Genomic DNA, 15,446 nt, shown 5'->3' with positions numbered 1-15,446 from the left:
AAGTAACGAAGAACTTATAATCTAGTATACATCGGTAGATGGACCGCCGAATGCTGGGAAACTAGCACGTTCGGTGCGGAGCAGGGGAAAAGCTGGAGATAACTTCAAATGCTTACCTATTGCTAACAAGAATTTAAAAGAGCAGCACATAGCATATCATTAAGTGCTGCTCTACTATTTATTAAAAGTATTTCTGGTAAAACTCTTTCCTAAGCCGCCCACTTAATTGAGCGTAAATACGTGTTGTTTCACTCTTTTCATGTCCCATTAAACTTTGAATCACTTCAAGTGGGGCCCCATTGTTCAATAAATGCGTGGCATAGCTATGTCTCAATTGGTGGGGATGAATGTCTTTATTAATCCCTGCACGACTGGAGATCCGTTTAATGACATATCTCATTTGGGCAATACTCATTCGATGAGGATACCGTTCTGTGACAAAAATAGCAGGGTCTTTATCTGTACGGTTATCTATGTAACGCCTTAACCAAATGTCGCAGCGAATATTAAAATATACTTCTCGCTCCTTATCTCCTTTACCTCTTACAATAGCTGACCTATCGGACCAATGGATACAATTCTTCTCAAGAGAAACTATTTCTCCAATTCGGCACCCAGTTGAGAACATGAATTCGAATAATGCTTTTTCCATCGAGGTCAAACAGGCTTCCCGTAGGTGTTCAATTTCCCTTTCAGTTAAGAATTTCGGGATGCGTTTTCCGACTTTAGGTTCTCTGATTTTTGACGTTGGATTTTTAGGAATATGTCCTTCCTCATGTGACCATCGAAACAGAGACTTCAAAAATCGGATTCTATGTGCAAGGCTGGATGGTTTTAATTGTTCACACTCAGAAAGATAGTATTTTAATTGATCGGTTGTCAGTGAGGAGAAAACCCCTCTATTCTTTTAACAGCTTCATACTTTTCCCATGTTTTCGATAATAACAATGTAATTCCTCCTCGATGTAAATCATGTTATAAAGGAATTATTGACCATTTTATCGAAATAAAGACTTGTTGAAGTAACGACGCAGTTTATTTGAAGAAGGAACTATATGTTTCCTGGGACATTGTCGTGTTTTTTACTAATAAATTTCGTTTAGACTATTGGGAGGGATTTGATTGAAAATCGAACAAAAATTATACGAATCAGTTATTGAACTTATAGAAAAGAGGTATCCCGCTGGTTGGGGCGGAGCTGCAGCAATTGCTTTAGAAGATGGGTCTATACATACCAGTGTTGCTCCTGATGTTATAAATGATTCAACCGTAGTATGTATGGAAACAGGTGCTATCTTAGAAGCTCATAAATTAAATAAGAAGGTGACACACTCACTTTGTGTAGTCCGCGACGACGAAAAATCTAAATACAAAGTTCTTTCTCCCTGTGGGGTATGTCAAGAAAGGTTATTTTATTGGGGTCCTAATGTAAAAGTTGCAGTTACACTGCCTGGTCGAGAACTTACTTTTAAATCATTATCAGAAGTTCAACCTTATCATTGGACGAGGGCTTATAATGAATATAAAGAAAAGTGGAGTATTTTAAAGTAACGTCTTCCACTAACGAGGAGCTTTAGCTAAAGATCGGAAATTTTTAATCTTGGTTATCTCGGAATATTTTATTTTTTTCCTCTAATTCACGAATTCTTTTTGTGTTGTTGAGAGTATTTCTTCTTCTGGATTTTTGGAATTTGTCAATAATGACCAATACAATTATGAGCCATACTACGGACAATATTACCCATACAATTATTAATGAAGAAGAAGTCATTAAATATCTCCCCTTTCTAAAGCTTTACTATTAATATCGTTACTTCGTTGACTTTGCCCTAATATCTATATTTAAAACATGGTTAAATATTAAAAATTCGTTTTCCGCATTGATACTGTCATAGTATTTAAATTTAATCCAAAACTCGTGATGAGTTTGAAAAAAAGAGAAACTAGAATTAGACGAACAATACATAATAACAGGTAAGCGAAATATCTGTTTTTATTAGCGCTTTATTCCACTAACGGTAGCGTTTCTCAAAGAAGGGAATTGTACCTGCTTACTGAAATAACGAAGCAGGTGAGTTAAATAAGAAAAGGTTTATTTTTACACTTTTACCTTCATCACTTATAATAAACTTAATCTTTTAAATGGGGTGAATGAATTGTCTAACCGTCTTGTTCGATGTAATTAGTTTTCGGGCTGGAAAAAACGCGTACCAGCCGTCAAGGGTGGAGTCTATCCTTTTACAAATACTAATACTTAGAACAGTGTCGGTAGTCATTTATTTAACTGTAAAAACCAAGGCACAAACCGGTTGCGTGGTTTTTGAAGTTTGAAAGGTGGAAAATAAAATGAGTGAATTAGATTATAAGAGTTTTTATGATAAGGTTGGAAAAACTAATGGATGGGATTTTAGCAAATTACAGATTATGTCCGAGGGAGTAAAATGGGACTTTTATGAAGAAGTAAAGAAAAGGTGCAAAATCTCTGATGTACTTTTAGACGTTGGTACAGGTGGAGGAGAAAATGCATTAAAAATAGCTTCTTCGTTACTTTTCTTAATTGGAATTGATATTTCAAATGGAATGATGGAAACAGCACAATCCAATCTTAAAAAATCAAAAGTGTTAAATGTACGGTTTTTCCAAATGTCTTCTGAGGATTTGCAATTTACCAATGGTTTTTTTGATATCATTTCAAGTTGTCACGCACCGTTTGTTTCAAAAGAAGTAGCAAAGGTGTTAAAAATTGGTGGAACATTTCTAACACAACAAGTAAGCGAAGCCGATAAATTAAATTTAAAAAAGGCGTTTGGTCGGGGACAAGCTTTTGAAAAAACTGATGGAGATTTAAAAGATAAGTATATTCGGGAACTAAGAGGAGCAGGGTTTTCTGATGTTCAATATTTAGATTACAATGCTGTTGATTATTATCAAAGACCCGAAGACCTTATATTCTTACTTAAACACACACCAATCATTCCCAATTTTGGTGAGGACGAGAAGGACTTTGATATTCTGAATGACTTCATTGAAACCAATAGAACCAATAAGGGAATTTGCACAAATTCTAAAAGGTTCCTAATTATAGCTAATAAGTAATTCAAACTTGAGCATTCCTTTAAAAAGGGATGCTTTTTTCTTCGTCAACATAAAGGAAATTAATATTAAACTAAAGGAGCAGGTTAGTTTGATAAAAATAATGTAGAAACGATAAGATGGAACAAAAATTTATCAAATTATAATAAAATCAGTGAAGAAACTCGTTTAGATGCAAAACATAGAAACATTGAATTTCTTACAACAGAACATTGCATTTCAAAATATATTAAAAAGAGCAAATTAAGGATTCTAGGAGTTGGAGCAGGAACTGGAAATATTCATTTCACTTCTCACATAAAGGTCATGATGTGACTGCTTTAGAATTATTCCCAAGTCATGGTGAACAGATGATCGAAAAGCTATCACACACTAGAGAAAACATTAAATTTAATCCAGTTCAAGGAGATGCAAAAGACTTAAAGGATTGAATAGCTATAAACATACTGATCAGGGAAGAAATAAAGCCTAAGTCATGGTGGTGAAAATAATCTTTTGCTTTTTCCAGTAGCTCAATATCTGTTTTCGAGACATTTTCTTTATCGATGTTGCCCGGTTGTAAAATGCTTTTGATTTTAATGAGTTCATGCTCTGTCATTTAAATCCCTCCATTTTCCTTTTGACTTCAGCAGCGCTGATGTCCCCATAGGGGAGAATTTTTCCTCTTTTGTCTCTTATGGGCTTGATCTGTTCTTGCAGCCTTTGACCTTCGGCTCGTTTAGTAAGGCCGCCTGCCGCACAAATTCAATCCAATCTTCCTCAAATGAGCTTTATATCCAGGACTTATTTTGGAATAAAAATATCTTTCGACAACTTCCTTATCAAAAATATGTAGAATATTAATATTATTTGGCAATTGTGAATATTGTGTTACGGTTTATATGGAAATACAAAAAAATACTAAGGAGGAATTTTAATGGTAAAAATATTTAGACCTTTAGTTGTAATTTGTTTATTGTTCTCTATCGGATCAACTGCTTTTGCGTACGATTTTTGGGCTAATAATGCAAAATTAGAAGAAGGAATAACAGGTGAATATTATCACATTTCTGATACTTTTTTTGATGGGGTCTATTATGCTTCATACATTCGAGATGCGGTAGATGACTGGAACCAAAGTGTTAGTCCTACACCTGGAAATACTACTAGTGTTTCCTTTACGGAAACGTCTACTAACTCTGAGTCAATCGCAGATTTTATCATAGACAATTATGGTACTACTGGATGGAACGGAGTAGCTAATTTTTTCTCTGCTGATGCAGAGGGCGGCTACGGTCAAATAAATGAAGATGGTTTTGGACCTGACGAAGATTATGGATATGCTCAACTTTCTCTCAATGATACTTATTTAAATGATGATAGTGCTAGTGATATTACAGCAACTGCTAAGCATGAATTTGGTCATGCTTTAGGTCTGGCACATTCAGGAGTATTAAATTCTATTATGTATGAAAATCGCGACAGAACAACATATGATGTAGAATCTGATGATGTTAGTGGTGTTAAAGCATTATATTAAATTTGAAGGGAGAAATGATGATGTCAAAAAAATTTAAAGCTGTTTCTGTTGTTATATTGTCTATGAGCCTATTCATAACTGCTAGTTGGATTATTAATAATGAAAACGAAATACCTGTAGTTAGTGGACAGGGTGAAATTAGTGAGAATTATTCAAGCACTAATGATATGGAAAAGGATTCGATTTTAACAATAAAGGGAAAAGTTATTGAACAAGAAACGCTTGTTTATGGAAACCTACCTTTTACAATTTCAGATGTTAAGATTATTCAAAGTTATAAAGGGAAACATGTAAAAGGAGACGTAATACAAGTTGTTGAAACAGGTGGCATATACCATCCAGAAGGTAAAAACGGAGACAAGCTGGATAAAGTTGAAATGAGATTAAATGGCGTAGCTACACTCAATGAAAAAGATAATGTAATACTGTTTTTAGACAATTTCATAGGACCACAAATTGAAAATGGCTATATCCCACTTGGTGCGTATCAGGGAAGATTCAAAAGCGATATTAATGGAAACTTAAAACAGCTTACTAGTGAAGGAAATGAAATTACAAACATTGAACAACAGAAAATTTCTTCGTTTGAAGAAAAATTAGAATCTACAAAACAATAAATGTGTACCATATTGTTGAACATTACAATTATAAAGGGGTGAATGAGGTGAAAAAAAAATATATTGTTTATTTCATTCTATTATTAAGTTTAATTGGGTGTTCATCAAACAATAGTAATCAAGATCAAGATACCTCTGAAAAAGAGACTTTGATTTTACAAAACGCCTATGATTTTGCCCAAGAACAAGGATGGAGTGACCGAATTGACGGGGATTACACACAGGGAGAAATAGCAGAAGTAACAGCAACTAAAGATATGGAATTAACAAATGAAGAGGATATTGGAAAAGAAGTATTTACAGTAACATTCAAAGAGAAGGAGAATGTGGCTGTTGGAATACCAATAATAATAGTTAACAAAAGTGATAATAATGTAATTGGATATCTACCTTCTGAATAATCAAGTAAATTTTAAAGACAAAATTAGGTGTTAAAATACACCTAATTTTGTCTTTTCAGTTAAACTATTTTAGATTTGTTGACAACAACCTGATTTTGTGACGGAAAATTTGTTTGAATATGCGATAAATAGTGTTAAAGAAAAAAGACAAAATTAAATTTAGATAGTGTTCAATTGAGAATTTAACACTAAAAATGAAAAAGGATAAAACCGTCTTAAACCTTGATACTAAAGGGTTGATACGGTTTTTTAATATTTGTTATTGTTAGTGAAATCATTGTTAACCGCTTTTTTGCTCTCCATATCCACCATCACGGGTACGGTTGGCCGTCCTTCATAGTCCGGATCAGCGTTGAAATACACCTCGCTGACATATTGAATAGCAAGAATAGGATCACGGTTGTGTTCATCTAATGAAAATTCCCAATCAACACGGCCGATTGCCGGTCGCATCGGACTTGCAGTGCCTAAGCTGATGGCGTCATCGAGCCCCAGGACTTTTCGGACGATGACAGCACGGTGCGCCCATGGACAGGCAGGCGACCATAGAAGACGATAGCGTCCGCTTTCAACAGGCAGATCGCCTTCATTTGTTCCAAAAGGAGTAGTAAAGCGGTTCGTTTGACGTTTAAAGGATCCGTCTGCACTAATTTCCTTCGGTTTTTTAGCAGTCATGTAAAGCACCTCTTTCGTTCAATTTCATTTTTATGTACTCTTTCTTTTATCGCATGTCATACGATAATAGTCAAAAATAATAGACTATTCAGATGTTTTAAGTGAATATTTTTACGGGTCTGGAAAAGGCACGGTTAAAAAGAGCCGTTACGGTGATGAATAAACCGACTAAAGCCCAGTGAGAAGGTCAAATAGACTGGAATATTTTTACCAGTCTATTTGTGCTGTAGATGCAACCTGTGTAGTTTTTAGGTATATATTTTGAAAATTTAAAATAAATAGACAAAAATAGTTTGTTTCTGAGTCTATAACTAGTATACTAGTTATACTCGTATTTTATTATCTGTCTATTGTTGTAAGGGCTTACTTTTTGTTTTGAAAGGCTAGAAACGCTTAAGAGGCCGCTTAAATAAGCAGAAAACTAGGAGGAAAAAATGACTGCTGAAAAAATGAAAGCTGCAGTATTGGAAAAGCCCTATGAAATTGCTGTAAAAGAGGTAACACGGCCAGTTCCTGGTCCTGACGAAGTACTGATCAGAATCCACTGCATTGGCATTTGTGGATCTGATGTACATTATTACTCACATGGCAGGATTGGCAGATATGCGGTTGAAGAACCAATTATTTTAGGCCATGAGGCAGCAGGCGATGTGGTGGAAATAGGAGAAAAAGTATCCGCTCTGGCAATTGGAGACCGGGTAGCGATTGAACCGGGCGTTGCATGTGGAAAATGCAGCTATTGTAAGTCTGGTAGATATAATTTATGTCCGGAAGTTGAATTTATGGCCACTCCTCCATTTGATGGTGCGTGGGCAGAATATGCAGCGGTGAGAAGTGATTTTGTTTACAAGCTGCCTGAAGAAATGACGTATGAGGAAGGGGCTTTGCTGGAGCCGTTTTCGGTCGGATTTCATGCGATGTCGAGGGGAAGAGTCAAGGCGGGGGATGTTCTTTTTATTAGTGGACTTGGACCGATAGGTTTACTTGCTGCTCAGGCCGCTCAGGCTTTTGGCGTAGCAACGATTTACGCCAGCGATGTGGTGCCTGCACGCCGTGAGCTTGCACTAGAGATGGGTGTTAAACAGGTTTTCGATCCTTCAGCGGAGAATATACCGCAAAAAATAAAGGAGTTTACAGATGGAGAGGGTGCCGACATCTGTGTGGAAACCTCGGGAAACCGGTTTGCAATGGGGGAAACGGTGCATTGCGTTAAACGGGGAGGACGAGTTGTTTTTATCGGCATGACGCAGGAAGAAACGATCCCAGTAAATTTAAATCACGTGATAGATTCAGAGCTGGATCTGTTCGGCATTTTCAGATATGCAAATGTATATGAAAAAGCGATTCGTGCCCTTACTGGCGGAGAAAGCAAGCTGAAAAAAGTGATTACCCATTCTTTTCCACTTGATCAAATAAAAGAAGCGCTTGAAATGGCTGAACATCAGCAGGATAACAGTGTGAAAATCATGATTTATCCTGGTCAAACGACTTTAAAAATGGGAGGTCCCAATTCAGATACTGTGGGAGCAAAAAAATAAGCAGAGCAATGGAGAGGTTTACGTGATCGGACAAACAAAGAGAAAAATTTCAATTAGAGACTCCGTGTATGAAAAGGTGAAACAGGAGATTTTAACCTTAAAACTTGAGCCGATGACCAAGATTTCAGAGATGGAGATTTCAAAGAAATTTGATGTAAGCAGGACGCCTGTAAGAGAAGCATTTTTAAAGCTGTCAGAGGATGGGCTGATTGAGATTATTCCTCAAAGCGGGACGCTTGTATCAAGGATTGATATGAATCTAGTGGAGGAAGGACGGTTTGTCCGTGAAAAGCTGGAAAAGGCCATTGTTTCAGAAGCTTGCAGATCTTTCGATGATGACCATTTGCTTAAGCTAGAAACCAATTTGGCCATGCAGGAATTCAGTATTCAAAAGGATTTCACAAGAATGTTTGAGCTTGATGAAGAATTTCACAGGCTGCTTTTTCAAGGATGCAATAAAGGCAGGACGTGGGAGCTGATTCAGCATATGAATACACAGTTTATCCGGCTGCGTATGCTCAGACTGCACACTGAAGGTCTGGATTGGAACGTTATCGTCAATCAGCATATTGAAATCTTTAAAATGATTACTGAGAAAAAAGCAGAGGATGCTGAAGAACTGATGGAGGCACATCTTCGTCTGGTTGATTTTGAAAAGGGAACCATTGCAGAAAAGTACCCGCATTATTTTTACAATTATGTTCATTCGTTTCAGCAATCTTAAAATACGATTCTGTTTTTAAAGACGTTAAAAATTATTCAAGTACTTTTTGAAAGGATGAAAAAATAATGACAAACATTACTAATCCAATTTTACCTGGTTTTCACCCCGATCCTTCCATTTTACGTGTAGGGGATGACTACTATATCGCTACGTCAACGTTTGAATGGTTTCCTGGAGTCAGGATTCACCATTCAAAGGACTTGAAAAACTGGCGGTTTATCTCCAGTCCGCTTTCACGCAAATCCCAGCTGGATATGAAAGGGAACATTAATTCCGGCGGAGTGTGGGCTCCGTGCCTCAGCTATCAGGATGGTCTGTTTTATTTAATATACACTGACGTAAAATCGTGGCATGGTGCTTATAAGGATACTCACAATTATTTAGTAACCGCAGAATCGATTGAAGGACCTTGGTCTGATCCTGTTTATTTAAATAGCAGCGGCTTTGATCCCTCTCTATTTCATGACCGCGACGGAAAAAAGTGGTTTGTTAATATGATCTGGGACTACCGGAAAGGAAATCACTCATTTGGAGGAATCGTTTTGCAGGAATATTCTGCTGAAGAGAAAAATCTGGTGGGTCCGGTTAAAAATATTTTCAAAGGAACGGACTTGAAAATGACAGAAGGTCCCCACCTTTACCAAAAAGGCGACTATTACTATCTCTTAACAGCAGAGGGAGGTACAGAATACAATCATGCAGCCACACTGGCGCGCTCAAAAACGATTGATGGACCTTACGAAGTGGATGAGGATTACCCATTGATTACTTCAGCTGGAAAAGATCATCTGGCGATTCAGAAAGCGGGGCACGGCAGTCTGGTGGAGACGCAGAATGGGGAATGGTATCTTGTTCACCTTGGCGGCCGTCCATTAAAGGATAAGCGATGCATATTGGGACGCGAGACTTTTATCCAGCGCTGTGAATGGACGGATGACGGCTGGCTTCGACTTTCGCACGGTTCAAATTCACCGCAAGTCGTTGTGCAAGGGCCTGATCTTCCGGAGCATCCATTTGAAACGGAGCCTGCAGCAGACGATTTTAGCGGGGAAACGCTCGGAAGCCAATGGAATTCTCTTCGTGTTCCTATGGATTCCTCCTGGTTGTCGCTATCTGAACGTCCGGGGTATTTACGTCTGAAGGGTAGAGAATCGCTAAGCTCAATGCACGAGCAAAGTATAATCGCCCGCCGCCAGCAGGCATTTACTATTGAAGTGGAAACCTCTGTCGCATTTGAACCAGAGCATTTTCAGCAAATGGCAGGCCTCCTATTTTATTACGATACGATTGATCATGTGTACCTGCATATCACGCATCGTGAAGAAACAGGGAAATGTCTGGGTATCATTCAAACGAAATACGGAGAATACGACGAACTGACAGAAGCGTTTATTCCCTTAAAAGAGCAGGAAGAAGTGAAGCTTAGGGGTGAGGTTCAGGACGGCATGCTTGCCTTCTATTACCGTCAGCGAGAGGAGGAATGGCAGCGTGTGGGTCCTTTAATCGATATCACACATATGTCAGACGACTCTGCCAGACAGGTGCGTTTTACGGGTACATTTGTAGGGATGGCCTGTCAGGATCTTAGCGGCGGCAAAAAAGAAGCAGACTTTGATTATTTTATTTATAAGGAGCAAAGGAAGGAAACTTCAGGGCAGGTAACGGGTAAAGGCAGCACGCTTCATCTTTGAAAAAGATCCAAGTCAAATCAACTCTTATAAAAGGAGACTGTTAAATGATGTGGTTTGAACCATCTGCAAGTCTGATTAATGATGATATTGAGACAGAACAAATTAGCAGTTATAAGGCTTGGCTACAATATAGTCAAGTAAAGAAAGAGTACATAGAGAAAACTCGTCTTTTTTTAGAGGAAGTTGCCTTAACTGGTTTATCAGAAATTCGAACTTCGGCTCTGAATGAAATTAGTCAGGCGTTGTTTTCTATGACGGGCACGCAGCCAAAAATCGTTTTGGATAGAGGAGGCAAGGCAGGTGTCACTTTGGCAACAAAGGACGAAAATGAGGTCCTGCCTGACGGTTTTTCAACTGACGAACTAAGACCAGAGGGATATATTCTGCATCAGGAGCGCAATCGCATGTATGTGGTTGGTTATTGTGATAAGGCCCTGCTGTACGGAGTGTTTCATTTGCTGCGTCTCATTCAAATGGAAACAAACCTGTCAGGACTTCACCTTGCTGAATCGCCTGTCAATCAGTTAAGAATGATCAATCAATGGGATAACAGCGATAATAGTGTTGAAAGAGGATATGCGGGCGAATCCATCTTTTACAAGGACCTTGGATTTTCACGAAATTTAGTACGAATGAAAGACTATGCGCGTTTATTGGCCTCCATAGGCATTAACGCTATTTCCATCAACAATGTCAATGTTCACCAAAATGAAACGGATTTTGTGACGGACCGGTTTTTGCCAAATGTAAAAAAGGTAGCCTCCATTTTCCGGGCATATGGCATCAAAACATTTTTGTCTATTAATTACGCAAGCCCTATTACAACAGGAGAATTGAACACCGCTGACCCGCTTGATGAAGACGTAAGAAAGTGGTGGAGAAATACAGCTAAAAGAATTTACCACTATATTCCTGATTTTGGCGGAGTCGTAGTAAAAGCAGATTCAGAAAACCGGCCAGGGCCGTTTACATATAACAGAAATCATGCAGATGGCGCGAATATGCTTGGGGAAGCCTTTGAACCATTTGGCGGGATCGTGATCTGGCGCTGCTTTGTCTACAATTGCAAGCAGGATTGGCGGGATCGGGAGACGGACAGGGCAAGAGCGGCCTATGACCACTTTATGCCGATAGACGGCGACTTCCGTGAAAATGTCGTTCTTCAAATTAAAAATGGTCCAATGGATTTTCAAGTGCGGGAGCCGGTTTCTCCACTTATTGGAGGACTTCAAAAAACCAATCAGATGATCGAATTTCAGATCGCTCAGGAATACACCGGACAGCAGCGGCATCTTTGTTACCTTATCCCTCAATGGAAAGAAGTATTAAACTTTGATACGTATGCAAAAGGGAAGGGGTCGCAGGTAAAGGATATTGTCAGCGGCACGCTGATTTCCCAAACTCACTGCGGAATTGCTGCTGTTTCAAATATAGGAAATGATGCCAATTGGACAGGCCATACACTGGCTCAAGCTAATCTTTATGGATACGGACGTCTCACCTGGAATCCCAACCTGTCTACTGAACAAATTACAAATGAAGCAGTCCGTTTAACATTTGGCAATGACAGGGAAATCGTAGAGACAGTTTCAGAAATGCTGATTGGATCTTGGAAAACGTATGAAAAGTATACATCTCCGCTTGGTGTCGGCTGGATGATCGCACCAAACCATCATTACGGACCAGATATAGAAGGCTATGAATTCTCTGCCTGGGGAACGTATCACTACTCCAACAGAGATGGCACTGGTGTGAACCGGACACAAAAAAATGGAACGGGATTCACAGGACAATATCACTCACCGATAAAAGAAACATATGAATCAATAGAGAGCTGTCCAGATGAGCTTCTCCTCTTTTTTCATCACGTTCCATATAGTCATAAACTAAAATCTGGAGATACAGTTATTCAGCATATTTACAACACTCATTTTGAGGGAGTGGAAGAAGTCGAAGCGCTGCTTGCAAGCTGGAATCGCCTGGAGGACAAAGTGGATTCCTATCGTTTTCATCATGTCCAAAACCGTCTTGAGGAGCAGCTTGCCCATTCTAAAGAGTGGCGGGATGTTATTAATACGTACTTTTACCGTAAATCAGGTGTAGAAGATGTAAAAGGTAGAAAGATTTATTCATAGCTGGAGAAAAAGAGAGCGGCTGGACTAAGCTGCTCTCTTTGTGTGAAAAGCGCTAGTAATTTTAATAGAGTAAACGATAACCAAGACCATACGATCATTTTTAGTTCTATTTAGTTTGTTGTATATCCAAACAAAGATAAGGTTGATATAATAAAAATGTAATAGGATGTAAAAAAATTTACTGCTTAATGTAAGCCCTTTCAATTCTCTTGTACATGGTTCGATTTTTAAACAAGGAGGGTCGTTCATATTTTTCAGATGATTGTTCAAGATTAAAAATTCACCTAACAAAGGAGATTTTTACATGCTGAATGTTCTAAGAAAACCGATTGTTTCGGGACTCGCGTTAACTTTATTCCTATCAGGCTCTGCAGCTGCTCAAGGTCACGGGAATCCTTATAAAGAAGAACTTGATAAACAAGGGCGAAAGGGGAATGGAAATCATACGCCTTTCGCCTGGCAGGTGCCTTCTATGTCTGATCGCTATGAAGATCAATTTGATCTCGGTGCTGCAGTTGAACCCCAGCATTTAACAGGCAGGCAGGGAAAAATTTTAAAGCATCACTATAATAGTATCGTCGCCGAGAATGCGATGAAGCCTATATCCCTACAACCTGTAGAAGGGGAATTCACCTGGGAAGCAGCAGATAAAATCGTTAAATTCGCCCGAAAAAATGATATGGAACTGCGTTTTCATACCTTAGTATGGCATAGCCAGGTGCCGGATTGGTTTTTCGTTGACGAGGATGGAAATAGTATGGTGAATGAAACAGATGAACAAAAGCGTGCGGAAAATAAAGAACTGCTTCTAAACCGTTTGGAAACACATGTTAAAACCGTTGTGAAGCGCTACAAACATGATGTAGATTCATGGGATGTGGTGAATGAAGCAATTGACGACGGCGGATTTATACGAAACTCCCCGTGGTATCAAATTACCGGCACAGACTTTATTAAAGTAGCATTTGAAACGGCAAGAAAATATGCAGCACCTGATTCAAAGTTGTACATTAATGATTACAATACTGAAGTACCAAATAAAAGAGATGCTCTGGCAGATCTTGTTGCTGACTTATTAGCAGACGGTGTTCCGATTGATGGTGTTGGGCATCAGGCACATATTCAGATTGGCTGGCCTTCGATTGAAGATACACAAACTTCTTTTGAACTATTCAGTGAGATGGGATTAGATAATCAAGTCACTGAATTGGATGTTAGTTTATACGGCTGGCCGCCGGATAACGCTTATCCAACACATGATGCGATTCCTGCAGAGGATTTTATAAGCCAGGCTGACCGTTATGATCAATTATTTGAATTATATGAAGAAGTGGATGCGGATCTCAGCAGTGTTACATTTTGGGGAATTGCCGATAACCATACGTGGTTAACCGATCGTGCTTCTAAATATACGGAAGGCGGGGGAGTGGACGCACCGTTTGTCTTTGATTATCAATACAAAGTAAAACCTTCCTACTGGTCTTTAATGGACTAGCTTTACAGACCAAAAGTACCCGTTCTTTTAACCGATCGTTAAATAGAAGCTAAGTGCTAGGTTTTCTGTTGCTTAGTGGTGCAAGAAGAAAAAAGAGGATGAGACAAAAATACAAATATAAGATAGTATTTATTAATTGTATGAGGTGAGCGGAGCGGAAGGTGGCGACTCCTGCAGGATGTGACGGCAAGCTGAGACTTTACAGGGCCTTGCCCTGAAAAGGCTCAGCGCCGTCCCTGCGGAAAGGGTCCGCCTGAAGCGCAGTCGAACCAGTCAAAGAGCTTGAGACACTTTTGTCCCAAGCTCTTTTTAAATTTTTAAAATGTTAGTGTTTATTAACAGAAGCATCATAAATGGATTCAACCGCAGTTTTTAATGCTTCATCGAATTCTTCTCCTGAATGATTGGCACGCAAATCAGCTGCGAGAGCACGTGAAAAGCTTCCGATCAGTCCTTCGTTTTGCTTCAGCTTCTCATTGGCCTCATCGCGTGAATAGCCTCCTGAAAGTGCAACGACACGAAGGACACGAGGATGTTCAATGAGTGATTTATAGGCATTATTTTTCGTAGGGATTGTAAGCTTTAGCATGACGAATTCATTATCAGCTAACGCATTTAACTGCTGCATCAGTTCATCATGTAAAATTTCCTCGCATTTCTCTTTGTCCTTACTGTTAATATCCACTTCTGGCTCAATAATTGGAACCAGGTCAGCTGCCATGATTTGTTTTGCGACGTCAAATTGCTGTTCCACGACAGCTTTAATGCCATTTGGATTCGCTTCATGGATGACAGAGCGCATTTTTGTCCCGAAAATATTCCGCTCATTGGCACGGCGCAGTGTCTCATCTAAATCATTAATTGGCTTCATAAGCTGAACCCCGTTTTCCAAATCCGCAAGTCCTTTATCCACTTTTAAAAAGGGAACAATTCCTTTGTCCGCAAGGTAATCAGCAGTATATTTTCCTTGGATTTCTCTGTCCATCGTTTGCTCAAATAAAATAGTTCCAAGTATATGACGGGAATCAAACGCCGGAGAAGTAATAATCCTTGTGCGCATCTCATGGACCTGATCAAACATTTCATCATCGTTTGTGTAAGCATCCTCCATAACTCCATATGCTGCCAGAGCTTTCGGTGTGCTTCCACCGCTTTGGTCAAGTGCTGCAATAAACCCTTTCCCATTTTTCATCGTATCAAATTGACTGCTGTTCATACTCTCCACTCCTTTAGTTAGTGTGAAATTAAATATCCACTTATCCTCTTCCCGTTTTTCTGGGTGGCTAACGTCTTCTGGAAAATTTGACTGAATCTAAGAGTAAAATAAAAAGAGCTTGGGACAAAAGTGTCCCAAGCTATATGATCGGTTCACTTCGCTTCAGGTGAACGCTTTCCGCTGGGACGGCGCTGATGAGCCCTCAGGCTTTGCCTTTCGGGGTCTCAGCTTGCCGTCATATCCTGCATGGAGTCGCTACCTTCCATTAAGTTCACCTCTTACTAGTAATTAATACTACCTCGTTTTTAAGATTTTTTGAGTTTTGTCCCATCCTCATTGAAA

Annotated in this window: 13 protein-coding genes and 1 pseudogene; 10 read left to right on the top strand and 4 right to left on the bottom strand. The window is 39.1% G+C overall.

Annotation, left to right across the window (positions count from 1 at the left end):
* Positions 1 to 181: 181 nt before the first annotated feature.
* A pseudogene (locus tag ACQCT8_RS17750) lies at positions 182 to 948 on the bottom strand (tyrosine-type recombinase/integrase).
* A gap of 174 nt (positions 949 to 1,122) precedes the next feature.
* Between ACQCT8_RS17750 and ACQCT8_RS17745 the strand changes: the two are divergent.
* A complete protein-coding gene (locus ACQCT8_RS17745) occupies positions 1,123 to 1,551 on the top strand; it encodes a cytidine deaminase (protein WP_426873363.1) in 429 nt (142 codons plus the stop codon).
* A 795-nt stretch (positions 1,552 to 2,346) separates the two neighbouring features.
* Positions 2,347 to 3,096: a class I SAM-dependent methyltransferase gene (locus tag ACQCT8_RS17740; protein ID WP_426873362.1), complete on the top strand. Its 750-nt coding sequence runs from the start codon at positions 2,347 to 2,349 to the stop codon at positions 3,094 to 3,096.
* A gap of 397 nt (positions 3,097 to 3,493) precedes the next feature.
* On the opposite strand, the gene ACQCT8_RS17735 is transcribed toward ACQCT8_RS17740, so the two are convergent.
* On the bottom strand, positions 3,494 to 3,691 hold the full coding sequence (locus ACQCT8_RS17735; RefSeq protein ID WP_426873360.1) for a hypothetical protein: 198 nt from the start codon (positions 3,689 to 3,691) through the stop codon (positions 3,494 to 3,496).
* A 318-nt stretch (positions 3,692 to 4,009) separates the two neighbouring features.
* On the opposite strand from ACQCT8_RS17735, the gene ACQCT8_RS17730 reads away from it, so the two are divergent.
* From ACQCT8_RS17730 to ACQCT8_RS17720, 3 genes are read left to right on the top strand one after another with little or no spacing between them, the layout of a single operon-like run.
* Positions 4,010 to 4,612 (top strand): matrixin family metalloprotease, encoded by a 603-nt coding sequence (locus tag ACQCT8_RS17730; protein WP_426873358.1) that lies wholly within the window; start codon positions 4,010 to 4,012, stop codon positions 4,610 to 4,612.
* Positions 4,613 to 4,632: 20 nt separating this feature from the next.
* The gene (locus ACQCT8_RS17725; protein ID WP_426873357.1) at positions 4,633 to 5,229 is read left to right on the top strand and encodes a hypothetical protein; all 597 of its coding nucleotides are present in this window, start codon (positions 4,633 to 4,635) and stop codon (positions 5,227 to 5,229) included.
* A 47-nt stretch (positions 5,230 to 5,276) separates the two neighbouring features.
* Positions 5,277 to 5,630 carry a hypothetical protein gene (locus ACQCT8_RS17720; RefSeq protein WP_426873356.1) on the top strand — a complete coding sequence of 118 codons (354 nt, stop codon included), beginning with the start codon at positions 5,277 to 5,279 and terminating at the stop codon, positions 5,628 to 5,630.
* A gap of 249 nt (positions 5,631 to 5,879) precedes the next feature.
* Here the strand turns inward: ACQCT8_RS17720 and ACQCT8_RS17715 are convergent, their stop codons facing one another.
* Entirely contained in the window at positions 5,880 to 6,305 is a 426-nt protein-coding gene (locus ACQCT8_RS17715; RefSeq protein WP_426873355.1) for a hypothetical protein, read from the bottom strand.
* A gap of 434 nt (positions 6,306 to 6,739) precedes the next feature.
* On the opposite strand from ACQCT8_RS17715, the gene ACQCT8_RS17710 reads away from it, so the two are divergent.
* The 5 genes from ACQCT8_RS17710 (at position 6,740) to ACQCT8_RS17690 (ending at position 13,888) form a co-directional block, all read left to right on the top strand.
* Positions 6,740 to 7,843, top strand: a complete 1,104-nt coding sequence (locus ACQCT8_RS17710) for an NAD(P)-dependent alcohol dehydrogenase (protein ID WP_426873353.1) — start codon at positions 6,740 to 6,742, stop codon at positions 7,841 to 7,843.
* A 22-nt stretch (positions 7,844 to 7,865) separates the two neighbouring features.
* A complete protein-coding gene (locus ACQCT8_RS17705; RefSeq protein ID WP_426873351.1) occupies positions 7,866 to 8,567 on the top strand; it encodes a GntR family transcriptional regulator in 702 nt (233 codons plus the stop codon).
* A gap of 65 nt (positions 8,568 to 8,632) precedes the next feature.
* Positions 8,633 to 10,258: a glycoside hydrolase family 43 protein gene (locus tag ACQCT8_RS17700; RefSeq protein WP_426873349.1), complete on the top strand. Its 1,626-nt coding sequence runs from the start codon at positions 8,633 to 8,635 to the stop codon at positions 10,256 to 10,258.
* A 44-nt stretch (positions 10,259 to 10,302) separates the two neighbouring features.
* On the top strand, positions 10,303 to 12,393 hold the full coding sequence (locus ACQCT8_RS17695; RefSeq protein WP_426873347.1) for an alpha-glucuronidase family glycosyl hydrolase: 2,091 nt from the start codon (positions 10,303 to 10,305) through the stop codon (positions 12,391 to 12,393).
* A gap of 304 nt (positions 12,394 to 12,697) precedes the next feature.
* Positions 12,698 to 13,888 (top strand): endo-1,4-beta-xylanase, encoded by a 1,191-nt coding sequence (locus tag ACQCT8_RS17690; RefSeq protein ID WP_426873345.1) that lies wholly within the window; start codon positions 12,698 to 12,700, stop codon positions 13,886 to 13,888.
* A gap of 325 nt (positions 13,889 to 14,213) precedes the next feature.
* Here ACQCT8_RS17690 and ACQCT8_RS17685 read toward each other — a convergent pair whose 3' ends face one another.
* Positions 14,214 to 15,104, bottom strand: a complete 891-nt coding sequence (locus tag ACQCT8_RS17685; RefSeq protein WP_426873343.1) for a fructose bisphosphate aldolase — start codon at positions 15,102 to 15,104, stop codon at positions 14,214 to 14,216.
* Positions 15,105 to 15,446: the final 342 nt, after the last annotated feature.

Origin of the sequence: Jeotgalibacillus proteolyticus, from assembly GCF_050107735.1 — a bacterium.
Lineage (GTDB): Bacteria > Bacillota > Bacilli > Bacillales > Jeotgalibacillaceae > Jeotgalibacillus > Jeotgalibacillus proteolyticus_A.
The sequence above is the reverse complement of the archived record's forward strand: the minus strand, read 5'-3'. Positions and strand labels throughout refer to the sequence as shown.